Origin of the sequence: Spongiibacter nanhainus (genome assembly GCF_016132545.1) — a bacterium.
Lineage (GTDB): Bacteria > Pseudomonadota > Gammaproteobacteria > Pseudomonadales > Spongiibacteraceae > Spongiibacter > Spongiibacter nanhainus.
The window spans coordinates 64,149-86,905 of sequence record NZ_CP066167.1 but is presented as its reverse complement, the minus strand read 5'-3'; the positions used below and the strand labels follow the sequence as shown (position 1 = coordinate 86,905).

The window sequence follows — 22,757 nt, the reverse complement described above, 5'->3', positions numbered from 1 at the left end:
GCGCCCTATTATACTGGAGGGAGCTCAGGATACCGAGTCAAAATGCAGGGTTTGATGGGGCCGCTGGGCCCAGATATCAAAGCCGTCGAGCAGATAATTCAAATCGCGGCCATCGCGCTGCTCATACAAGAAGGCTGATTCCCGTGGCCAGCGGAAACGCTGCTTCTCAAGGCGCTTGTACCAGAGCACAAAGCCATTGCGCTCCCAGTACAGCATTTTGATCTTGTCTCGTCCCCGATTGCAGAAGACGAACAGCGCTTCTGACATCGGGGAGAGCGCCAGTTCACTCTCAACGAGCAGGGCCAGCCCATCAATGGACTTGCGCATGTCTACGGGCTCCAGGTACAAATAGACCTGAACGCTCGGCGACGGGCGAAGCATCACGCTGACTCCCGCAACGCCCGGAGCACGGTTGGCAGCAATTCGGCCAGTGCGTGAGCGGGCAACTCGAGGCGTATGCCATGGGGTAAACCGAGCACCAAGCGATCGCTTGTCACCGGGGGCGACAGTGGCATGAACTTCCGGCGCTTTTTATTAGCCCGTGTGCGCCAGTAGGCGAAGTTCGACGGCTTGAGGTCATGCTGTTTGCAATACTCGATCTGAGACAGGCCGCTGGCTTCCCAGGCGATGAAGTGCGCTTGCCAGAATTGCTCTTTGGATGAGGTAGGTTCAGTGCTCATAGGATGCTCCAGGTCAGGAAAATCCGGAGCGTAGCCAAGTCGCGGCAGAAAATTTAGATGGGGTTTATTGAGCGCTTACAATAAACCTGCCCTATGTAACCGTTGAACTGGGGGTCGGTGCTGACATCATGAAATTTTGATGCAGCACACCCGGAGTAGAGTACGATCAGAAAAGCGGCAAGCCATCGTATGTGTCTAATTTGATGCATAAAGCCTTTATCAACGGCCGACTGAAAGGAGGTCCAGCCCCGAAGGGGCGATGTTGCCTAAACTTGTTACATTTTGAATTACGCTCATGATTCAATTGCCACAGTTACGACCAAGGACAACACAATAATACCTAAAGACACTGAAACTATACGTTTGTTTGCAGTTCTCCGCTCTAGATCGGTTAATAGTTTTTGCCTGTTCACGAGGTTAAACATGTATAGGAACACACTTATCTTTGTCCGCTCACTTGCTTTAGCATAAATCGGATAAACGAGTACTTGAATGAGTAAAAATCCGATAATAAATATATACCAAACCGGGATGATATTAGCTGGCATATTGCTCCCCTATTCATTTGACGTGCCAAGAAATGTAACGCCCGCAACAGGGGCAAATTCCAGCGGAAAATTTGTCCCTGCCTGCTTGCGCTTGTTAGGTTTCGGCTTCACGGGATTGGATGATTCCATTGCAAACATAGAGACAGCTTCTAAAGGTTTCTTCGGCCTCTTCAAAGAAATCATCATTTAAAACCAGTTCTTGATGGCCACCACTATAGTATTTCAGAATATACCCATCATGGTGGTCGTGAATCACCTGACCGTGAGCGAATGCATTTCTCCATTGCATTAGCTTATTCAGATTCGACTTCAGCTCTTTAATACTGCCAGAGTCGAGAAGGTCAAATTTTTCAAGCATTCTCGTGAAGGCTTTTCTTTTAAAAGCAAAACTAAAGTCCGAGGTTCCAATAATCTCATTTATAAAGAAATTCCGCCTTTCTTGACACTCTTTGAACAAATACTTACTCATGGCCTCAATAATACGATCTTCGATCGTAATCATTGCGCCAAGTATTTCAGATCGGTTCTTCTCGATAATGGGAATATCTTCGGCCGCCGCAGAAGGAAACCCCCTGGCTTTATCATCGCGATCCAAATTTAGGCGGAGCGTGATTGCTTTGGGAAAACTGAACTCTCTCATAGAAACCTAACAGCTAATTATAACGACCAGGGCCATATATCTCTTTGGCCCCTTTATCACAGGCTAACGTTAAATGCCGGCTTAAAAATAAGAGGGGATTCAATGAGATAGCGGATTTTCTATTACCAGAGCGGAACAAACGAAGACCAATTCCCTTTATTTCTGCCAAACTTCCCTTTCCCCTGATCATATCCCTCTGCCTATAAATTTCAATAAGTTAAGGGAGCGGCTTATGTATTAGTGGGAATGCGTCCCCTGTTCACATGCTTTCATTGACCCTGGAGGCTAGTCTTTGACCTCACGGTTGTGGGGATATGTTTGTGTTAGGCATTGACGACGGTGAGTTTGCTTATTTCTCCCCGCCAGTATTCAAAGGGCCCGTCCGGGGTTTGCCACATCACGTTGGCTCGGCGGGGCACCCGCAAGCCGCCGATCTCTTGGTAGTCCGTAAACCGGCCTCGCCAGGGTTGGCAGCCTACGCCGTCCCTCACCCGGGTGTCGCTGTAGGTGCTGACCAGATCGCCGTGCTCGTCAAAGATCAAATCCACGTAGGTGTCTTTATCCCCGACCCAAACCCGGACGGTGTCGTCGTTGCGCTCGACAAACTGTAAACTGGGATTACTCATCAATGCCGAAGGGCACCAAGGTAGTTCGGCCAAATAGCGCTGGATCTCACCGCGATCAAGCTCGGGTCCCCGGGCCTTGGCAACAGGGATAACACCCCATATAGAGGCGGCTAACTTACCGTGACCGCCTTGATAGGCATCCACCACCTTTATCCAAAAGAGCGGTGCCTGTTTAACGCGGGCCCGCCACTCAAACTCCACGGCTTTGGCACTAATATGTTGCTCGGCGCTAAAGGGCAGCCAGGGTTTGTCCGGGCCCATACGTATTTGGCCCTGCTGCTGAAGCCTTATTGTGCTGATTGTTGAGTCCGCACCACTTTTTTCAATAAAACGGGCAATTAACGGCGGAAGGGTCGGTTTAGTCACGTTGGTGATTCCTGTTATTGCGTTATGCCTCTGTGGCTAACGCATCGCAAACAATTCCTGATGAAAACGCGCGGCGGGCAAACCTTGCTTCACAAAATCTCGCTTCAGCTCTTCACCAAAGCCCGCCGGCCCACAGAACCACACGCTGCCTTCCCGCCACTGGGGCACCGCTTCCCGAATCTGCGCTGGCGTCAGGTGGCCATCCCGGGTAGTGACAGTAAGGTGTAGGTTGATATTGGCGGCGGCAGCATCGGCACACAACTTATCAATGGCGCCCTGATCAAAGTCGGTAGTGGTGTGGAAGAGGTCGATCTGCTGCTGTCCGCGATGTTGGGCCAGGTGCTTCATCTTGGCGATAAAGGGGGTAATGCCAATACCGGCGCCCACCCATATCTGGCGGGGAAGGCGAACTGACCGGGGCGGTGGCCGGGCCACCCTTTCTCCAGCTCGATACAACCCTCGATCACATGCACACCGGGGTAGCGGCACAGCGAGCGAATCACACCCTTAACCTGGCGCCGGCGTCCTACCCGACCCAACAACACCAACAGTGCCGACACCGATCCAGCCGCCATTAAAATTGTCACGACCCACGCAATGGCTTGGCTCCAGTAGTCGAACTCAAGCAGCACCACGCTGTGATAAACCAACAGCAGATAGGCCACCGCCAACCACTTATGGGTTTGCTTAAACCAGCGATAGGGGAACCACTTAATCAAGGCTAGGATAAGCAGCACGGCGGCGGCGTAGAAGGTCCATTCCCCCAGCAATTCCGCCAACCCGCGCTGACTCCGCAACCAGTGCTCCAGGTCGGACAACACCTCGGCGCCCCGAGTCCGACGCTGAGGCCGATCCAGCCAGCCCCAGCCCACCATCCACTTGGTGCCCAATGCCCACCACCAGTGCAGCACCGCAAACACCAATGCGGAAATACCCAGCCACTTGTGCAGGCGGTACATCTTGTCCAGACCATGTAATGGCCTTTCCATCCATACTGGCCGCACCGCCAGCAGCATCGCCACACTCATCACCGCTATGGCCATTACACCGGTGTACTGAACGAAGACTTCCCGGAAGGAAAAATAGCTAAGAGGGCTTGGTAGGAAGGTATCCGCGAGTAGCCACACCCCGGTCAGCGCAGCCAACAATAACCACAACGCCAGCTTGATGGGTTTCACAGTGGGCATACCTCATTGGCGGTTCGGAGAGTGCTGTCGCTACGGACAAGAACGTTTACGTAGTGTGATTATATTCCGCCATCCTGGGAGTTTTCTTGTTCTGCCTTAAGCTTTCTCGCCGCATCCAACTGGTCTTTTACCGCCATGACGGCTCTGTGCACCGTTAACACTAAACAGACGAAAGCACCCAAGGCGCAGGGAAAGAACAGTAAAGGTATTTTGGCGACATAACCCATAAAGGCAAAGGCGCCCAGCAGAAACGTAATGAACAGTTCGGTCAGGATAGATTCCCATTCGAGAGCAAAGCCAATCTGAATAGTTTTAGCGGCGTAATGTCTAACTCTCACTGGCGGCCTCCTTGTCGAACCAGCCTCAGACTACAGAAGTAAAATTCTCAAAACGCCTGGTTCTTTCCGTTCGATTACAACTCGCTGATATGCTCTCCAAAATACCACACCTTGCGGAAAGGGCCTTTGTCGTAGCGGGAGATGTCGCGGATGTTGTCCACCAACACATCGTCGGGAAGGAGGGTGCGGCCCACGTTATAGATTAGTAGTTCAATGGGCTCGCTCACGGCATAGGTTTTTTGGATTTTCTTTTTGTAAGTCTCTGAGGTGTAGTCTTTCATGCGGATCACCGCGGGGTCATCGATGTTGCCTGGGTTGGCGATGGCCTTGGCAACATCCTCAGAACAGGCCTCGGTCAGCTCGAAGTAAACCACCTCACCATTGATCACACAGCGCAGATCGGGCTTGCCTTCATCCGGGGACTGCTTGTCCACCGACTCGTAGGGCAACTGCGCCACTTCGGCAAAACGCTTAAAGATAGCAACTTCCCGGATTCCCTTTTCAGCTTCGGAGACCATAGCATTCTCACAAGCAAGATCGGCTATTGAACACTCGGCTAGTGTCGCAGAACAGAGCCGGGGAGACACCTCCCCCAGTGAAGGCCAGGTTAGCCCTCAAAATGATCCTGCTTGAAGCGCTTGGCGCCCTTCACCATCTTGGCAAAGCCCCGCTCCTGGGCACGGCGCTCCGCCAGGGTGGCGCTATTCATCGCGTTTTCACGCACTAGCTTGCGGTAGTTCTCCAGCCGACGTTCATCGAGCCGGTCATCATCTATGGCCTGCCACACCGCGCAGCCGGGTTCCGACTCGTGCTGGCAATCGGCAAAGCGACAGTGCTCAGCCAGCTCTTCGATATCCTCAAAAACGGTGGCCAGTGACTGTTCCAGCTCTGCCACTTTCAGTTCCCGCATTCCCGGCACGTCGATCAGCAGGCCGCCGGTGGGCAGCACATGCAGTTCTCTATGGGTGGTAGTGTGGCGGCCCTTGGTATCCTGCTCACGAATTGCGCCGGTCGCGGCCACCGCACCGCCGGACAGGGAATTGAGCAAAGTGGATTTACCTACCCCCGAGGAACCTACCAAGGCCACGGTGGTGTGATCGTCGATCCAGGAGCGAAGGCCATCCAACGCGGCCGGATCGAGGGCGTTGACGACCTCCACCGGAACACCCGCCTGGGTGCGACGGGCCCGAGCCACGAAGGCATCGGCGTCTTCCGCCAGATCGGCCTTGGTGAGGATAATCACCGGCATGGCACCGGCCTCGGCGCACAACGCCAGATAGCGCTCTAACCGCGACTCTTTAAACTCCTCGTTACACGACGACACGATAAACAGGATATCGATATTGGCGGCGATGGCCTGAATCTCCCCCGCCGTGCCCGCCGCCACACGTTTAAAGAAACTCTTGCGCTCCAACACCTGCTCAATCAGCGACAGCGAGGCATCCAGCACCACCCAGTCGCCCACGGTGGGGCGCTCAGCCGCCGGTGACTCTCGCAACGCAGCCGATAGCTCCACCAGATGCTCAGCGGCGTCACAGGCCACGGTCAGCTTGGAGCGCTGAACAGCCATAACCCGACCGAGTCGAGTCTGTAACAGATCGGCATCGCTCAGTTGTTGGATAAAGAAGGGGACAAGGCCCAACTCTCTTAAAGTGTAACTCACGGTTCTTCCACTTGAGTCAGAGTACTTGGGGCTATCATAGGGCCAGATCGCTCCGGCAAGGTAGGATTTTTCGCTGTGCTGACTGCAAGGGATTTAGGCAGACTTTTTCTTGCGCACATCCCTGACCATATACGAATTGCCGGGCCCGCGTTTAAGCTCAAACAAATCGATGGCTTTGATCAGGCTGCTAAGGTTTCGGTAGCCGTAGTTACGGGTATCAAAAGAGGTTTTGTTGGAGATGTGGGAACCCACCGGCCCCAGTGCCGCCCAGCCATCATCCTCCTCGGTGGCCTCAATGGCCTGACGCAATAAGCTAATCAGCTTGGCGTCGGATTTGATATTAGTGGTTTTTTCCGGCGACGCATCGCTAGCCTTGGTCTCTCGATCCAAAAACAAAAACTTGGAGCAGGCATTCACAAAAGGCGCCGGGGTCTTGCGCTCACCAAAGCCCAACACCACTTTGCCCTCGGCCAGGGCCCGGGTCACCATAGGCGTAAAGTCGCAGTCCGAAGACACAAAGCACATTACGTCGATGTCTTTGGTATACATCACATCCATAGCATCGATCACCAGGGCAATATCAGAAGCGTTCTTGCCCTTGGCCAGGTCGTACTGCTGAATGGGTTGGATGGCATACTCGTGGAGCAGGTCTTCCCAGGGCTTGATGGAGGTTTTCTTCCAGTTGCCGTAAGCCTTGCGGATGGTGACTACACCGTACTTGGCAACCTCACTGAGCACGTCTTCAAACTTGTTGGCCGGCGCATTGTCTGCATCGATAAAGAGCGCAATTTTTTGCTTTGCATCTTCCATCTTGTCTTCCCCTATACAGGCTTACACGCTTACGCCGCTGCGCTCCTGAATAATACGACGAGCAATCTTCGAAATCGGCGAATTCAAGGCCTTCCGCGCTGCATCTTCCGACCAGGCCTTGTTGTGCCACTGCACAAATATTTCGTTGAGGGTCGCGTAATCCTCGTTGGTCGGCTGCCATTCCAGCTTGTCACCCACGGCGACGTCCCCTGGCACCAGCACCCTTGCATAGGCACCGGGGCGCCGGGCAGCAACAAACTTTTTACCGAAAGCACTATCGCCCATCTTGGTGGCAAATTGTACGCAGGGCACCCGGGGCGCGGTGATCTCCAGCAAAACTTGGTCGTTTATCAATAAGCGGTCGCCTACCGTTAGATCGCCGCTGTGAAAATCAGTAATCGTTAAGTTCTCGCCAAACATCCCCGGCGGTATATCTTTGCCCAATTGCTGGCTCCACCAGGCGTAGTCCGCCGCGCTGTACAGGTAGATCGCCTGATCCTCACCGCCGTGAACGTTCTTGTGGACGATGGTGTCACCCTCCAATCCCAAGTCGCCGACCGTAACGGCGCCCTGCCTTGGGCGTTTGAATATTCCTGTGGTGACCGACTTGCCGCCTACTTGCATCGTCTCGGCTGAAGCGGTGTTGATGGAGAGGATTTCCATATCAGATTCCTCGTGGTGGAGATGAAGTGATGGGTGATGCAAGAAGACAGCTAATGCCAATACCATAGCGCGTGTCGGGCTTACACTCTACGGCTTCTAGAAAATTTAACCTACGCAAAAAAGCTGGCACGGCTTTATCAGCGGAGCGGCCTACTTTTCCATACGATTGGAGAAATCCCAGGCATTCACATAAGTCGGCGTCAGCTTGATGGCGTATTCATCATCAGCTCGACTCATCAGCCAGGTTGCCAGCTCTGCGTTGCTGTTGCCCAGGTAGCGGGCAATCAGTTTTTCCAGAATATGCTCGGCGTTGGATTGCACTAGCTCCACATCGGCTTTGCCCCTCACACCCCAGTAGGGGTAGTCATTGGAGGAGATTTCAAAGGCGACTCTTTCATTATGCTTGAGCTGTTGAATGAGGAAGGAGTTTTTGTGGGAGGCCGCCCAGATCACGCCCTCGTCATACAGATACCACAGCGAGCAGATTTGCGGCTCCTTCTTTTTATTCAGAAAGGACAAGCGAAGTGGCGAAATCGTGTTGCCGAGAAAATTGATAATCTGGCTTTCATTCCACTGGCTTTTCTTGTTGATCCGCATTGTTGTTGCCTTGTTTTTTTGTGAATGGCCCTACATGCCCAGCTTTAGACTTCTGTTAGTCGCCGCTTTGTGACACCGGTCACTACTTCTCATCATCCATCAATGTAGTGTTGTGGCTCGATATCTTCGTCGCAGCAGGCTTGAGCGTGCCAATATGCTCACGCTGAGCTCGGGCCTCGATGGCCCTCAATATAGGGATATGCACGGATGTGGACAAGGTCGGTATCGGCTTAAATGGCTCAATAAGCCAAAAATGCGTACTAGCCTGCACAGGCATATCAAATAACAATATTGAGGTATCCAATGGTCAAACGTCGATGGTCGCTACTGTGTATCCTGTTTATAAGCTTTGTCGTCACTGCCTGCGGGGGTGGCAGCAGCGCGGGTAATGGATCGAGCAACATTGAGGCCGACACCGCCAACAATGGTCAACAATCTACCAACGACCAAGTCTCTGTCTCCGGTCAAACCAATAACGACGACCCAGGCAACACCCCCGAAACACCACTAGACCCCACCATCGACTGGCCCGCAGCTGGCGAGGTTATTCCCGACCAATACATTGTCACCCTGCAAAAGCTGGATCTGCTTGAACTGCTGGGCCTGGGCTTTTTAGATATTCCCCTGGTTGATCAGCTGTTAAGTGTGGTCACCGAACTGGGCGGCACCGTATTGCAAACCTTCAACAATGCCCTGAGCGGCGGCGTGGTGGAGATTGCCCCCGAGCTTGTCGACCTGCTGGCCGCCAACCCATTGGTGGCCTCTGTGGAACCCAACCGCGTGATGGCCATTCGCGCCAGCCAGTCCAGCGCGCCCTGGGGGCTGGATCGGCTGGACCAAGCCGACTTGCCACTGGACAGCTTTTACGACTACGACTTAAGCGGCCAGGGCGTACACATCTACGTCCTCGATACCGGTATACGCTCCACCCATCAAGACTTCGGCGGCCGAGTAGGCACCGGGCGCAACTTTATCAGCACCGGCTTTTTGTTTACCTCTCTGGACCCCACCGATACCGAAGACTGCCACGGTCACGGCACTCACGTGGCCGGCTCTGCGGCAGGCCAGCAATGGGGTGTGGCTAAATCGGCTACGGTCTATCCGGTGCGCGTTATGGGTTGCGGCGGATCGGGTTCCACCTCCGGCGTTATCGCCGGTATTGATTGGATGATTGCCAACCACCAAAAGCCAGCGGTGGCCAACTTGAGCATCGGCGGCTGGTCGAGTGACGCCCTGGATAATGCCGTACAGTCCGCGATCGATGCCGGCATCACCATGGTACTGGCGGCAGGCAACAACAGCGCCGATGCCTGTAATGAGTCGCCGTCCAGAGTGGCAGACGGCATTACCGTGGGCGCCTCTACCATCGACGACAGTCGTGCCTCCTTCTCTAACCGGGGCGCCTGTGTCGACCTGTTTGCCCCCGGCGCCAATATCCGTTCAGCGGGGTACAGAAGCGACACCGCAACGGCGGATATGAGCGGCACCTCCATGGCTGCACCCCACGCTGCCGGCGCCGCAGCCCTGGTGCTTGAAGAAGACCCCGGTGCCAGTCCTGCCCAGGTGGCCGATCGCCTGCTGGCCGCCGCCGTCTCAAACCGATTGAGCAATATCTCCAGCAGCCCCAACAAACTGCTGCAGGCGCCCCAGAACAGTGGCATTGACCGAGCCCCAACGCCGCGGCTGACCGTCAATTGCGACGACATGGCCTGTAGCTTTGACGGCAGCGCCTCCAGCGACAACAGCGCCATTACCAGTTACCAATGGGAATTCGGTGACGGCGCTACCGGCAGCGGCGCACAGACCAGCCACAGCTACGCCGCCTATGGCGACTATCAGGTGCGCTTAACGGTCACCGATGACGCCGGCCAGTCCGCGTCCGCCACTGAAACACTGAGCCTCTCCGCCGAGCCGCCTTCCCCCTGCGAGGAATGTGAAAAAACCTCCGGACAGCTGTCAGCCGGTGGCCGAATCTACCTGCCTTCAAGCAATGGCTTTTACAGTGACGGCGGCCAATTCCGAGGCTTTTTGCGGGGCGCCGATGGCACGGATTACGACCTCTATCTGGAGAAGTTAGTCGGCTTCCTGTTTGCCTCATGGACCGTGGTGGCCAGCTCAGAACTCCCCGAAAGCGAGGAAGCCATCGACTATCAAGGCAACTTCGGCACCTACCGTTGGAGAGTGCAGAGCGCATCAGGCAGTGGTGAGTACGATGTGTATATTGATAACCCCTAAGGGTTTATTGTTTAGTTGGAACTTAGAAGGGCGCTGTATTGGCGCCCTTTTTCTTTCCACCGTTATTATGCTTACTTGAGGGTGAACCGTTTCATTATCACTGATTTTGGTTTAAAAGCTGGTAGAGTAGCACCCCGCTAAACGGCAAGCGCTAGCGAGTCCGGTGGAGGCCACGTTTTTTGTGGCCGGAACATATTTGAGCGGCTTGTTAAGCGCCAAGTACAAGGCTTGCACCATAAGATAGTGTAGTTTTTACAAAATCTAGAGCTGTTTCTTTGCCAATTTCTTTAACCCCCTTACCAAGCTCTTCACCCAGTGTCGTTTTTACTTTAAGGCCTTTAGGTACAGCATTAAGAACTTCTAGCCCTTTGGGTGACAAAGTAACAGCGTTGAAGGACATGTTTGTTGCATTGCGATGCCATAAATAACCAGATTCAATTAGCCAGTTTACTGATTCTCTAGCAATAGCATACTCCGGGCTACGCATATTTATGTCATTGTCGCAGTCGGGGTTAATGGTTTCTTGTATAGCTTTCCCTAAATCAATAACAGATAAATTAATGCGTAATGGGAAAGCTTGATAGCATTGACCAAATACTTCTGCCACAGCGATATTAAATGATTCGATATTTTTCATATTCGCTTAACAGCCTGTTAATTAGGACTCTCATCATCATAATTATCGTGAAGTCACGATAATTATGATCCGCACGAATGAATCTTTGTAAGCAATTGAAATTTAAAGGCCTTATTTTCCCGAAAAATAAAACTGGATGTAAACCGCAAAACTTTCACGACAAATGGAATGCAAAAAGCTATGGCCAACTGGAAAGAGTTTTGTAGTGGGGCGAGGGCGTCTTCCATAGACTCAGTACCAACTTGCTTCCATTCATCACCACATACGGTAGTGGTGGTGCGTTATTTCTTATTACCCATCACTTTTATCGCTTTTGGCCGTCGCCATCAATACGAAACGCCGCTTTATTTTAAATTAACCGGAAATCAGCGATCTAAGAGATCGCCACCTTGGCGATAGTGGGCGCAGCCTTGTACGCCGCGGCGTCGATGCCTTCAATCACTAACCTAGCCAGCACTTCTCCAAATATTGTGTGTTTACCGGCAAAGGCGGCCTGTTGGCCGTGGCCGCCAAACACGGCCAGTGAGTCGGTGCCTGTGCCGGTGGCCAGCTCACCGGAAACCGGGCTGATGACCCCGTGTTTTTGCAGCACGGCAGTTTTGGCTTCGGTTGCCGTCATCATGCATTCCGCCATCACGGCGGTGCTTAAGGTCGCCGAGGTGACCACAGCGATATTGATGGTGCCGACTTCGTTGCAGTGGTCGGAGAGTTGGCGGTATTCGGCGCGGTCACCGGCGCGGCGGGCATTGGCCAGGCCGGTGGTGACCAGTACTGCCAGCTGTTCGCCGCAGACCTCGGCAAAACGGACCCGCAGGGAGTCCATGGAGGCGGCGGTCATCATTGCCACGGGCGCGGGCTCTTCTGGCCACTGCTGCTGTTGGCATAGCGCTGCCACCGTCGCGGTGGGGCAGTGAGCGGCCTCGGCTTGGTCACCGCTGACTTTCAGGTTGATCCAACGGGTGGCATTAACCAGGCCGCCATTGACCACGGCGCTGCTGAGGCAGGGGCGGGCTTGATCAAAGCCTAGGGTGACCCAGTTCTCACTGACCTGGAGCTGGCCCAGCTCGGTGGGGAAGGGTGCAGTTGAGACCTCTGCGGCTGGACCCTTCGCAATGGCGGATGTGTCGTCTGTGACTGGGGTGTGCGGCATGGCTAAATATCGCGGCAAGCAGGTGGCGCTAGTCTAAAGCCCCTGTCAGGCATCGACCAGTGCGGGCTGTAGGGGTTAACCGTGCGACAATATGTCACACCTCAATGATGCGCCGCACCGCTAAACTACGCGGGTTATTTAGTCCGATGTTTTACACAGGTCCGCGCGATGAAATTTCTACTGCATTCTACTCTGGTGGCGACCGCCGCTGCGTCTCTGATCGCCTGTGGTGGCGGCTCTTCCGGTGGCGGTAACGGGAATAACGACCCGGAGCCCAGCATGACCTCCATCAGCATTCCCGTTGCGGCCCGTGCCAATGGCACTGACATTAATTGCGACGCCCAGCTCAGCGGCCTAAGCAGTGACGCCACCAACGGGGTGGTGAAGGCCTTTGCCATCTACGTCCACGATCTGGTGCTGATTAATGCCGATGGCAGCGAGATGCCGGTGACTCTGGAGGAGAACGATTGGCAAAGCGGCGGCGTGGCACTGCTGGATTATCAGGATAAGTTGGACAGCTGCGCCAGTGCCAATAGCAAGCCGACCAACAACACTGTGGCGGGCACCATCGACGGCACCTTGGCCCAGGTCACCGGCCTGCGCTTTACCGTGGGCGTACCGAGCAACATGAATCACCAGGACACCACCGCTGCGGCGTCGCCCCTTAATCGCAGCGATCTGTTCTGGAGCTGGCAAACCGGCTACAAACATCTGCGCATGGACGTAGCCCCGGATGGTGGTGTGTTAAAGCAGGACGGTAGCAGCTCGGCCACCTACAACATTCACCTGGGCAGCACTGGTTGTGTGGGCGACCCGCAAACCGGCGAGACCGTCAATTGCTCGGCAGATAACCGGCCCACTATCACCCTGGATGTCAGTGATATTGCCAACCAGCAGGTGGTGATCGACTACGCCAAGCTGGTGGAAAACAACTCACTGCTGGCTGACGATGGCGGCGCACCTGGGTGTATGTCTGGCCCCACTGACCCGGAGTGTCAGGGTATTTTTGATGCATTGGGTATGGGTATCGGCGAGAATAGCGACCCCAATCCCGGCCAAACAGTGTTCAGCATAGAGTCACTGTAGGGCCCCAATCGGTATAGGCAGTAATGGCAAGACCGACTCTTGTGGCCGCTTCTGCGGCCATTCTTCTCTCTGCTGGCAGCTTGATGCTAAGCGCCTGTGGCGGCGGCAGCGAGACCCGCTACCGGGCCGGTGACGACACCGAGGCCCGGCAGTTTGCCTGGGGCATTCCCCAGCATATTCCGCTGCCCATCGTGCCCGACGACAACCCGGTGAGCGAGCCGATGTTTCAGTTGGGGCGGCACCTGTTTTACGACCAGCGCTTGTCCGGCAATGGCACTCAGGCCTGCGCCTCCTGCCATCTACAGAGCATGGCCTTTGCCGAGCCTCTGGAGCGCTCCATCGGCTCCACTGGCGAGCTCCACCCCCGCAACGCCCAGAGCCTGGTCAATGTGGCCTTTAACCCCACCTACACCTGGGCCAATCCCTCACTGGTAACTTTGGAACAGCAGATTGTGGTGCCACTGTTTGGCGAGTTCCCGGTGGAGCAGGGCATCAACGAAGAGAACCGGGATGAGGTCTTGGCCCGGCTCGCCAATGAGCCGGTGTACCCGCCGCTGTTTGCCGAGGCGGTGCCGGAGCTGGCCGAGGGTGAGCGGATTAACTTTCAGGTGATCGTCAAAGCCCTGGCCACCTTTGTGCGGGGCATTAACTCCTTTCACAGTGACACAGACCGTTACGAGAGCGGCGAGGCTAACGTGGTTACTGAGGCGGCGCTGCGGGGCCGGGATCTGTTTTTTAGCGAGGACCTGGAGTGCTTCCACTGCCACGGCGGCTTTAACTTTACCGACTCCACCGCCGACAGCAGTCAGCTGTTTGTGGATACGCCCTTTCACAACACCGGCCTGTACAACATCGATGGCGAAGGTGCCTACCCCGAGATCAGCGAGGGCATTATCGAGATCACCGGCATTGCCAGTGATATGGGCCGCTTCCGGGCCCCGACACTGCGCAATATCGCCCTGACCTCACCCTATATGCACGACGGTAGCATCGCCACCCTGGAGGAGGTGATCCGCACCTACGCCGCCGGCGGTCGCAATATTGTGAGCGGCGCCAACGCTGGCGACGGCCGCGCCAACCCTTTTAAAGATGGGTTTATCTCCGGCTTTGAGATCACTGAGGACGAGATTCAGGATTTAATTGCCTTTCTGGAGAGCCTCACCGATTACGAGGTCATCAATAACCCGCGCTTTGCCAACCCCTGGGATGCCCAACCATGAGTCGACTTCGCGCCCTGACGCTGGCTGCGGCGATTGCTACCACTTATTCCAACCTGGCCTTTAGCCACAGCGGCGGGCCGGAGTCGGCACCGCTGGTCACCACCGGTTTGGATGTGGCGCTGTCTTACAGCTATCGGGATAAAACCTACAGCGACGAAGACAGCGAGTGGCAAATCCCCGGTGCCTTGATGGGGGGCGAGGCCTTTCCGGTGGAAGACGACGCCGCGCTGGATGACGCCCTGGCAGACTACCAGTACGCCTTCACCCCGGATGCCGGTATTCAGATTACTGCCGAGGCCCACGGCGGCCATGGCGAGACCGAGTTTAACTTTCGCCACTACTGGTACTTACAACAGTGGCGCTTAAGCGCGGGCACGGTAAGGCTGGAAGCCGGGCAAATGGCTGCCGCCTTTGCTCCCCACAGCAACTGGCACGCCAGCCGGGACGCCTACTCAGAAGCGACTCTAACCGGCAATATCTTTTGGGGCCGCAGCCTGGTGGACCGGGGGGTGAGAGCGACTTACCTGAACACCAACTGGACCCTGGGTATGGAGCTGTGGAGCGGCCATAGCTGGCTGGCGGACAACGGCCAGGCAGCAGATGTGTTTGCCCGCTACCAATGGTCGACAGGGCCCGTGGACTATCAGATCGGTGCGTGGCTACTGGCCGCCGAGCCCGAACAGCGCCGGGATACCCGCTACTTTGGTGGCCACAGCCACGGCAACGTTACCGTGACCAGCAACGATGCCGCCTTCAGTGGCGACGTACAGGCCGCCGGCCTGGACCTCAGCGCCAGCTGGCGTGCCTCCGCCCACTCTGCGCTAACAGCGTCGATCAGCCTGTCTCAATTGGAGCAAGATGGCGACGTAGTGGAGTCCAACCGTCAGGCCGGGCTGGACAGCGAATACCAGTCGATTTTGGCCGGCTTGAGCTGGCGCTACCGCCGCCACGAACTGGCAGGGCGGGTGGAATCCATCAACCTGGACAACACTCTCAGCGGCGCCGCTGCAGTGCTGGTGGGCCAAAACACCAGCCTGGACAACCCCCGGGGCACAGACCCCGAGCGCACCACCCTCAGCTATCGCTTTCACTACAACCCCCACCTCACAGTGCGAACCGAGTGGGTGGACGAGACCCTTGGCGGATCAGGTGCAGAGGTGGAGCAAGACCGCTGGGTGATTGGTGTAGTGCTGCGGCGGGTGTTTCGGTAAAGCGCTGCGGCGGGTATTTCGTTAAACCAGAGCGGCGGGTGTTTAACTAAAACAGCTGGCTACTCCATACCGACTATGGGCCCAGCCTCCACCACTCGCTGCCATACCTCGATATACCCCTCAATAGCCCAACCCACTTGACTCCAGCGGCAGGCCGTCATTTCTGAGACCGGTCTAAGCCCCTCCGTCTGCATTACAATGCAGTAACGGTCAGTCAAAAATACCCCGCCAGGCTGTAACATCTTATCTATAACTGAAAATCCTAATTATTCTGCCCAGGTTCTCGACTGCGCTCTCAACGCCGGGCACCCCAAAACAAAGACTGTTCACATGAAAAAGCGTCTCGTCATTATGGCCGTGGTTCTCACCGTAATCTTTGGTGGCGCCATTGGCTTCAAACTCTTAAAGCGGGAAATGATCCGGGATTACCTGGCCAATATGGGCACACCTACCGTGCCCCTGAACGCCGCTCGGGTGACGCCGGCAACCTGGGAAGAGCGGCTACCGGCCATTGGCTCGTTGCGGGCGCGGCAGGGCATTGAGATTCGCAGTGAGGCCAGCGGCGTAATCGACGGCGTGCATGTGGAGTCCGGCCAGCAGGTGAAGGCCGGCGACCTGATCGTGACCATGGACGACGAGGTAGAGCAGGCCACCCTAAAGAGTGCCAAGGTGCGCTTGGCCAAAGCCCGCCGCGACTTTAAGCGGGATCAGTCGCTGTACGAGCGGGAGCTGCTCTCAGAGGGGGAGTTTGAAAACAGCCGCAGCGAAGTGGAAAGCGCGGAAGCCATGGCCGAAGAGACCCAAGGCATTATCTTCCGTAAGTCTATTCGCGCCCCCTTCGACGGCACCGTGGGCATCCACAGCCTGGCCGAGGGTCACTATCTGGCGCCGGGGGATGAAGTGGTCACCCTGCAGGCCCTCAATACCCTCTACCTGGACATGATGCTGCCGGAGAAAGAACTGGAGCGCCTCAGCGTTGGCCAGCAGGTGAGCTTTACCGTGCCCAGCCGGGGCGATAGCCAATTTAATGGCGAGGTGCGGTTTATCGACGCCCGCATCCAGTCCAGCTCACGGAATATTCTGGTGCGGGCGGAGGTCGACAATGCCGAAGGGTACTTGCTGCCGGGGATGTTTGCCGATGCCACTATTCATCTCGGTCAGCTTAAAGAGGTACTGACGGTACCCCGAGAGGCGGTGGCCTACTCCCTCTACGGTGAGACCATTTATGTGCTGGAGCAAAAATCTGAGGCAGCCGACAAGAAGGATCAAGAAGGTGGCGAGCAACAGAACGAAGAACAGGACTCACAGCCCAAGTGGTTTGCTACCCGCCGCCAGGTCAGTACTGGCGAGGTCCGCGGCGAGGTTGTAGCCCTGGAGGGAGTCCAAGCCGGCGACCTGGTGGCCCGGGATACTCAGAACCGCCTGCTGGGCGGCACGCCGGTGTCGATTGAGAATCTGGAATCGCTTTCTGGTACTGCATCCTCCGGTACCGTATCGCCTACTTCAGCAGAGCCCGCTCCCACAGAATCAGCTACCACGGAGCCGCCTGCTGAAGCAGAGGCACCCGCCGCGACCCGTTCTGAGACAGCGGAGTCGCCCTAATGCGCTTTACCGATCTGTTTATTCGCCGGCCCTTGCTGGCCTGGGTACTGAATGCACTGATTCTGCTGTTTGGGGTAGTGGCGTTCAGCTATATGGAGCTGCGCCCCTATCCGGACGTTGAAAACGCCCAGATCATTATCAATACCTCCTACCCCGGCGCCTCGGCGGATGTGGTGCAGGGCTTTGTCACCGGCCCCATGCAACGCGCCATCGTCGCGGCCGAGGGCATCGATTACTACTACTCCCGCACCCAGGACGGTTTGTCCACCATCAATGTGCGGGTCGACACCCGCTTTGACGCCGACGATGTGGTCACCGACATTGTCGGCAAGATCGCCTCGGTGAGGGGCGAGATGCCGGAAAACGTAATGGAGCCGGTGGTCACCAAATTCGCCGGCGGCCTGGCACCGGTATGGATACGGATGCAGGACTCGGAGATGTCGGCCGAGCAAATCACCGAGTTCTTCTACCGGGTGGTGCGTCCGGCGCTGTTTAATGTGGAGGGTGCCGCCGGCTTGATGCCCATTGGCCAGCGCCCCTTTGCCATGCGCCTGTGGCTGGACCCGGTGCGGATGGCGGCCATGGATGTGACCGCCGCCGAAGTACAGCACGCGGTGCAAAGCAATAACTACATCAGTGAGGCGGGGGAGATTCGCAACACCATGGTGGTGCAACCCATCCGCGCCGCAACCGACATCAATACCGCCAGCGAATTTGCCGATATTGTGATCCGCGAGAAAGACGGCGCACTGGTAAGGCTGCGGGACGTTGCCACTGTTGAGCTGGGTGCGGAACCGCTGCGCCAGAAGGGCTTTGTCAACGGCGAACCCAGTCTGCTGGCGGGCATCGATATGGCGCCGGACTCCAACCCTCTGGAGCTAAGTCACAATGTGCGGGAAGCCGTAGATACCCTGCAAAGTCAGCTGCCCCCTACCATGCGTCTTGAAGTGTTCTTTGACCTGGGTAAGTTTGTTGCCGATTCCTTGAGAGAAGTCAGCATGACCCTGCTGGAGGCGCTGGTGATCGTCGGTGTGATCGCCCTGCTGTTTTTTGGCAACCCCCGGGCGGTGCTGATTATGATGATCAGTATTCCGGTATCGCTGGTGGGCACCTTCTTGATCATGTGGTCACTGGGCTACAGCCTCAATCTGTTTACCCTGTTGGCATTGGTCATCGCCATCGGTCTGGTGGTGGACGACACCATTGTGGTGGTAGAGAACATCCACCGCTATATCGAGCAGGGGCAGCCGCCCATGGAGGCGGCACTGGTGGGCGCCAAAGAAGTGATCGCTCCGGTTATAGCCATGAGTCTGACTCTGGTGGCAGTGTTTTTGCCGGTGGGCTTTATCGAGGGCTTGAGTGGCCAGCTGATCCGCGAATTTGTCTTCACCCTGGCCGGCTCGGTGGTGATCTCCGGGGTGGTGGCACTGACCCTGTCGCCAATGCTGTCCTCCCGGATACTCAAAACCGAGGAAGACAACTCCATTGCCCACTGGCTGGACGAGCGCTTTGATCGCCTACGCCAGGGCTACGCCAACAAACTGCACGGCGCATTAAAGTACCGGCCGGTATGGCTGATGACCGCCATTGTGGTGACGGCGGCTATTCCCTTTTTGTTCAACCTCTCCGAGAAGGAGCTGGTGCCACTGGAAGATACCGGCAACCTACACATTGCCTACACCGCCCCAGCCCATATGAGCGAGGAATATGTGACTCGCCACGGCGATATGATCGAGGAGCTGTTTAAAGAGCTGCCCGGCGTTGCCAACACCCTGCGCTTTGAATTGATGATGGAAGACGGCACCTCGCTGGCGGTGGCGGAATTCAAGCCCTGGAGCGAGCGGGACTTTAACGTGCTGGATTTGCAGCGCCCCTTCCAGCAGAAGCTCGACACCCTGACTGGGGTGCGGGCCAACGCCTTTATTCTGGATATCTCCCCGGCTGCAGGCGGCGCCAACCTGCCCATTCAAATGGCCATTAGAACCACCGAAGATTTCCGGGAGCTGTCCCAGGTCAGCGAACGCTTTCTGGAAGAAATCCGCGCCAGCGGCAACTTTATGTTTGTCGACAGCGACCTGAAGTACACCAAGCCAGAAATCAAGGTGGATATTGATCGGGACAAGGCCGGCGAGCTGGGCATCAGCATGGCGGACATCGGCTCCACCCTGTCGGCAATGATGGGTGAAGGCTATATCAACCGTTTTAGCTACGAAGGGGAAAGCTACAAAGTCATTCCCCAAGCCAGCGTCGACAAGCGTTTTGATCAGTCCTGGCTGGAGCGCTACTACGTGCGTACCCGCAGCGGCGACAGCATTCCGCTGGGCGCCATCGTTGAAACCGAAGTCACCAGCAAGCCCAGTGGTCGCCTGCAATTTGAAGGCATGAACGCCGCCACTCTGTCGATGATCATGTTCCCCGATGTTTCCATGGACGAGGCCATCGACTACCTCAACACTACTGCAGAGCGCATCCTTCCCCAGGGTTACGGTATCGATTACGGCGGCAAATCCCGCACCCACCTGCAGGAGGGCAACACCCTGCTGATCGCCTTTATTCTGGCACTGGTGACCATCTACCTGTTCCTGGTGGCCCAGTACGAAAGTCTGCGGGACCCACTGGTGGTATTGATTACCGTACCGATGTCGATCAGCGGCGCGCTGCTGTTCCTCAGTGTAGATATCGTCACCCTGAGCTTGTTTAGCCAGGTCGGCTTAATCACCCTGGTAGGCTTGATTAGCAAGCACGGTATCTTGGTGGTGGATTTTGCCCGGCGCCTGCAAGAACAGGGTGTTGCCTTTGAAGAGGCCATTATCGAGGCCGCCTCAATCCGCCTGCGGCCCATATTGATGACCACCGCCGCCATCGTGGTAGCGGTACTGCCGCTATTGATGGCCTCCGGCCCCGGCGCCGAAAGCCGCCATCATATTGGCCTGGTGATTGCTGCCGGCATGGTCATCGGTACGTTGTTTACCTTGTTCGTGCTACCGGTGATGTACACCTATATTGCCAAGCGGCGGCAGCCTAGCTAGGTCTAGGTCGCCTGGCGCTTTTGACGGTCCAGGAGCAGGAAATTCGAAAACAACGCGATCGGATAAAATGGGACGGTGACCTGGATGAAATACGAGGAAAAGGTCAGGTTCAATCACCCACTTGAGGATAATTTGAACGAGAACGAAGACCATGGCGCCCGCAGTGACTGTTGTGAACAGGCCCTAGTCCGCGATTATTAGTGCATAACGCCCTTAGCTGTCGGACTCCGTGCTTAAAAGGAGCTTCCGGAGCTGCCTTTCCTCTCTCATGACGTGAATGATAAAAACGAGTTCATCGTCCTGTCGGTAGAAAATTCGGCACGGTCTAACATAAAGTTCACGGTAGATTGAGTTAGGCAGCTCTGGTGGTACATGGCCGGAGTCAGGAAACCGCTCAAGTCGCTCGACTGTAGAGAAAATCTGACTTACAAGGTTCGAAGCGGCATCAGGTTTATCCAGCGCAATGTACTCTGCAATTTCCTCTAGCTGGTCCAGCGCCGGATCTGTCCATATTATTTCAGCCACTTCTTCATCCGCTCCCTGGCTTTGGTATTGGAGGTAGTCTTACCCTCCAGAATCGCCCGCTCTCCCTTGGACAATCCTTCCAGCAGCGCCAACCTACGCTGCATAAACTCGTAATCCTGAACATCAACTAGGTAGGCTGACGGCTGGCCGTGCTCGGTGATCAATATGGCCTCTTTGCTTTCGTGCAGGTCAGCCAGAATCTTGGTCGCTTGGCGCTTCAGGTTAGTTACTAGTTCTACTTTCATGGGGTGTCCCTCTCAGAGTGACACTATAGTATCACTCTGAGCGAGTTATGGGTACGGCATATATGATCGGACTCTGGCAGTTAACGCCAAAAGCAGCCTCCCGTCCCAGGCCGAGCTTTTCAGCGGCCAATTTCATGGCCTTGTTAAGAACTGCTTTATTTCAGTGACATCCTTGAAATGGCCATGACCTTCGACGTAGCCCACCTTAGGTAGGAGCTCGACGAGCTCTAAACCTTCGGGAAATGGGACTAAGTCATAGGTTCCAGACACTACCGTGAAGCTTCCCTTCTTATTTGGAGTGGAGAACTCAGCTTTCAGACCGATTCCGTGCTCATCCCAGAATAAGCATTCTCCGTTTTCCACATCAATGCCTTCACACGCGTCAATTGCGTCTTGTTTGGAATCGAAAACTTCCAGCCCTAGATCATCAGTGGAAAAAACGAAAACTCGCATAGTCACTTAACGCAAAATCAGCCGCGCGTTTTTTGCGTCCGCTGCATTGGCTTGTTCGCTGTGAGATCTTGCAGAGAGCCAGAAATGTATTTATGAATAATGCTCGATACAAAAGTTTGGTACGGAATGCCTTCTTCCGAAGCCCTTGACTGGATCGCAGCCAAATCCCTGTTTGAAATCCGAATATTTATTCTTTTATCTTTTTTAAATGTATTGCTGGCAATCGCTTCCAATTTCTTTTTACGAGATTCAGTTAATACTGACTCAAATTCACCAGCCTCTACGGCCTCAAGCAGAGCTTTCTCTTCCCTCGATAACTTACCTTTGCTCATGATCCACCTCCAAGGTACAACTTGGTAAATTTTCTGCTGGGAATGATTTTTTTCAAAAACACCTCATCTTCGTTTTCCACATATGGAACCAGATGAACGTATTCCTTGATGCAAATGATGAAAATCCGTTGGTTGGGGTAAACAGAGGCATTTGGATGAGCTATATCATCCAGTAGACCACCATGTTCAATATGGAAGATCGCCTCTTCAAAAGAAACGCCTCGACCAACGATAAGCTCCTGATTCTTATCAGGACTCCGATTGCTGATTTTCATGTGGAAGAGCGCAGCACGAATGTGTGCATTTTGTCATCAGGTAGCTAACGCCTGCCGTCACCGGTGACAAAGCCGGAGCTAAGCGGAGGTTTTGGCATCCGGTGCACGGCTTGGTTATGCAGCATGTAGCGGCTTGATTCGATCCACTTCTTCCTTGACCGACTGCGCGGCCGCCCAAAGATCAACAGATTGCTGTGCGTTCAGCCAGAATTCCGGCGAGTTACCAAACAAACGCGCAAGCCGGAGCGCCATTTCAGGGCTGACAGCACGACGTTCGCGCAATAGTTCATTAACTGACTGACGAGAGACACCCAAAGATTCTGCCAATCCCGAAACCGTCAGCCCATAGTCCGGAACAAAATCTTCCCGCAGCATTTCGCCAGGATGAGTGGGTTTGCGCTGCATCCCAGTAGTATTAAGAATAGCCATATCATCACCTCACTCAGTGGTAGTCACACACTTCGACTTCATACGCTGACTATCCCTTTCAACATAACAGCCTGTTAATGAGGTCAAAGACCTCATAATAGTAATTAGCGGGTATACCCTATAATTTCTCACACATACTCCAGCCACTTGGAACCCGCTGTTATTATTTGTCTTTTTTATAAATAATCAGAAAACACCTTTTGAAAAAGG

The 22,757-nt window shown here is 55.2% G+C and carries 26 protein-coding genes; 6 read left to right on the top strand and 20 right to left on the bottom strand.

The genetic code is table 11. The annotated features are described in order from the left end of the window. Positions 1–24: 24 nt before the first annotated feature. The 12 genes from tnpB to I6N98_RS00395 all read right to left on the bottom strand — a co-directional run bounded on the left by tnpB (position 25) and on the right by I6N98_RS00395 (position 8,118). The gene (tnpB, locus tag I6N98_RS00445) at positions 25–381 is read right to left on the bottom strand and encodes an IS66 family insertion sequence element accessory protein TnpB (protein WP_232787526.1); all 357 of its coding nucleotides are present in this window, start codon (positions 379–381) and stop codon (positions 25–27) included. Continuing rightward, complete coding sequence (gene tnpA, locus I6N98_RS00440) at positions 381–680, bottom strand: IS66 family insertion sequence element accessory protein TnpA (RefSeq protein ID WP_198569507.1); 300 nt, start codon at positions 678–680, stop codon at positions 381–383. The genes tnpB and tnpA overlap by 1 nt, the downstream gene beginning before the upstream one ends. Before the next feature lie 642 nt (positions 681–1,322). After that, positions 1,323–1,868 carry a hypothetical protein gene (locus tag I6N98_RS00435; protein WP_198569877.1) on the bottom strand — a complete coding sequence of 182 codons (546 nt, stop codon included), beginning with the start codon at positions 1,866–1,868 and terminating at the stop codon, positions 1,323–1,325. Between the two features lie 323 nt (positions 1,869–2,191). Next, positions 2,192–2,860, bottom strand: coding sequence for a DUF6920 family protein (locus I6N98_RS00430; protein ID WP_198569876.1), 669 nt, complete (start codon positions 2,858–2,860; stop codon positions 2,192–2,194). Positions 2,861–2,896: 36 nt separating this feature from the next. Further along, the gene (locus I6N98_RS18505) at positions 2,897–3,247 is read right to left on the bottom strand and encodes a ferric reductase-like transmembrane domain-containing protein (RefSeq protein WP_232787414.1); all 351 of its coding nucleotides are present in this window, start codon (positions 3,245–3,247) and stop codon (positions 2,897–2,899) included. Then, a complete protein-coding gene (locus tag I6N98_RS00425) occupies positions 3,205–4,038 on the bottom strand; it encodes a ferric reductase-like transmembrane domain-containing protein (RefSeq protein WP_232787413.1) in 834 nt (277 codons plus the stop codon). Before I6N98_RS00425 ends, I6N98_RS18505 begins: the two co-directional genes overlap by 43 nt. A gap of 68 nt (positions 4,039–4,106) precedes the next feature. Further along, positions 4,107–4,385, bottom strand: a complete 279-nt coding sequence (locus I6N98_RS00420; protein WP_198569875.1) for a hypothetical protein — start codon at positions 4,383–4,385, stop codon at positions 4,107–4,109. 74 nt (positions 4,386–4,459) lie between these two features. Then, positions 4,460–4,903 (bottom strand): hypothetical protein, encoded by a 444-nt coding sequence (locus I6N98_RS00415; protein WP_198569874.1) that lies wholly within the window; start codon positions 4,901–4,903, stop codon positions 4,460–4,462. A gap of 89 nt (positions 4,904–4,992) precedes the next feature. Beyond that, on the bottom strand, positions 4,993–6,048 hold the full coding sequence (rsgA, locus tag I6N98_RS00410) for a ribosome small subunit-dependent GTPase A (protein WP_198569873.1): 1,056 nt from the start codon (positions 6,046–6,048) through the stop codon (positions 4,993–4,995). 93 nt (positions 6,049–6,141) lie between these two features. Beyond that, positions 6,142–6,858 (bottom strand): NYN domain-containing protein, encoded by a 717-nt coding sequence (locus I6N98_RS00405; RefSeq protein WP_198569872.1) that lies wholly within the window; start codon positions 6,856–6,858, stop codon positions 6,142–6,144. 21 nt (positions 6,859–6,879) lie between these two features. After that, positions 6,880–7,521 (bottom strand): MOSC domain-containing protein, encoded by a 642-nt coding sequence (locus I6N98_RS00400; RefSeq protein ID WP_198569871.1) that lies wholly within the window; start codon positions 7,519–7,521, stop codon positions 6,880–6,882. A 150-nt stretch (positions 7,522–7,671) separates the two neighbouring features. Then, positions 7,672–8,118, bottom strand: a complete 447-nt coding sequence (locus tag I6N98_RS00395; protein ID WP_198569870.1) for a hypothetical protein — start codon at positions 8,116–8,118, stop codon at positions 7,672–7,674. A gap of 303 nt (positions 8,119–8,421) precedes the next feature. On the opposite strand from I6N98_RS00395, the gene I6N98_RS00390 reads away from it, so the two are divergent. Further along, entirely contained in the window at positions 8,422–10,353 is a 1,932-nt protein-coding gene (locus tag I6N98_RS00390; RefSeq protein ID WP_198569869.1) for a S8 family serine peptidase, read from the top strand. A 208-nt stretch (positions 10,354–10,561) separates the two neighbouring features. Here I6N98_RS00390 and I6N98_RS00385 read toward each other — a convergent pair whose 3' ends face one another. Then, on the bottom strand, positions 10,562–10,990 hold the full coding sequence (locus tag I6N98_RS00385) for a hypothetical protein (protein WP_198569868.1): 429 nt from the start codon (positions 10,988–10,990) through the stop codon (positions 10,562–10,564). Between the two features lie 373 nt (positions 10,991–11,363). Next, on the bottom strand, positions 11,364–12,140 hold the full coding sequence (locus tag I6N98_RS00380; protein WP_198569867.1) for an adenosylcobinamide amidohydrolase: 777 nt from the start codon (positions 12,138–12,140) through the stop codon (positions 11,364–11,366). A 168-nt stretch (positions 12,141–12,308) separates the two neighbouring features. On the opposite strand from I6N98_RS00380, the gene I6N98_RS00375 reads away from it, so the two are divergent. From I6N98_RS00375 to I6N98_RS00355, 5 genes are all read left to right on the top strand, one after another. After that, entirely contained in the window at positions 12,309–13,226 is a 918-nt protein-coding gene (locus tag I6N98_RS00375; RefSeq protein ID WP_232787412.1) for an MbnP family copper-binding protein, read from the top strand. A gap of 41 nt (positions 13,227–13,267) precedes the next feature. Beyond that, positions 13,268–14,446, top strand: a complete 1,179-nt coding sequence (locus tag I6N98_RS00370) for a methanobactin export MATE transporter MbnM (RefSeq protein WP_198569866.1) — start codon at positions 13,268–13,270, stop codon at positions 14,444–14,446. Then, positions 14,443–15,657: a hypothetical protein gene (locus tag I6N98_RS00365; protein ID WP_198569865.1), complete on the top strand. Its 1,215-nt coding sequence runs from the start codon at positions 14,443–14,445 to the stop codon at positions 15,655–15,657. Before I6N98_RS00370 ends, I6N98_RS00365 begins: the two co-directional genes overlap by 4 nt. Before the next feature lie 330 nt (positions 15,658–15,987). Then, positions 15,988–17,259 carry an efflux RND transporter periplasmic adaptor subunit gene (locus I6N98_RS00360; protein WP_198569864.1) on the top strand — a complete coding sequence of 424 codons (1,272 nt, stop codon included), beginning with the start codon at positions 15,988–15,990 and terminating at the stop codon, positions 17,257–17,259. Then, a complete protein-coding gene (locus I6N98_RS00355; protein ID WP_198569863.1) occupies positions 17,259–20,288 on the top strand; it encodes an efflux RND transporter permease subunit in 3,030 nt (1,009 codons plus the stop codon). The genes I6N98_RS00360 and I6N98_RS00355 overlap by 1 nt, the downstream gene beginning before the upstream one ends. A gap of 213 nt (positions 20,289–20,501) precedes the next feature. Here I6N98_RS00355 and I6N98_RS00350 read toward each other — a convergent pair whose 3' ends face one another. The 6 genes from I6N98_RS00350 to I6N98_RS00325 all read right to left on the bottom strand — a co-directional run bounded on the left by I6N98_RS00350 (position 20,502) and on the right by I6N98_RS00325 (position 22,547). After that, complete coding sequence (locus I6N98_RS00350) at positions 20,502–20,813, bottom strand: type II toxin-antitoxin system RelE/ParE family toxin (protein ID WP_198569862.1); 312 nt, start codon at positions 20,811–20,813, stop codon at positions 20,502–20,504. Continuing rightward, positions 20,801–21,058, bottom strand: coding sequence for a type II toxin-antitoxin system Phd/YefM family antitoxin (locus I6N98_RS00345; RefSeq protein ID WP_198569861.1), 258 nt, complete (start codon positions 21,056–21,058; stop codon positions 20,801–20,803). The genes I6N98_RS00350 and I6N98_RS00345 overlap by 13 nt, the downstream gene beginning before the upstream one ends. A 132-nt stretch (positions 21,059–21,190) precedes the next feature. Further along, complete coding sequence (locus I6N98_RS00340) at positions 21,191–21,511, bottom strand: hypothetical protein (RefSeq protein WP_198569860.1); 321 nt, start codon at positions 21,509–21,511, stop codon at positions 21,191–21,193. Positions 21,512–21,528: 17 nt separating this feature from the next. Then, a complete protein-coding gene (locus tag I6N98_RS00335) occupies positions 21,529–21,843 on the bottom strand; it encodes a CopG family antitoxin (protein WP_198569859.1) in 315 nt (104 codons plus the stop codon). Next, complete coding sequence (locus I6N98_RS00330) at positions 21,840–22,118, bottom strand: BrnT family toxin (protein ID WP_198569858.1); 279 nt, start codon at positions 22,116–22,118, stop codon at positions 21,840–21,842. The genes I6N98_RS00335 and I6N98_RS00330 overlap by 4 nt, the downstream gene beginning before the upstream one ends. A gap of 114 nt (positions 22,119–22,232) precedes the next feature. Next, positions 22,233–22,547, bottom strand: coding sequence for a HigA family addiction module antitoxin (locus tag I6N98_RS00325; RefSeq protein WP_198569857.1), 315 nt, complete (start codon positions 22,545–22,547; stop codon positions 22,233–22,235). Positions 22,548–22,757 lie beyond the last annotated feature (210 nt).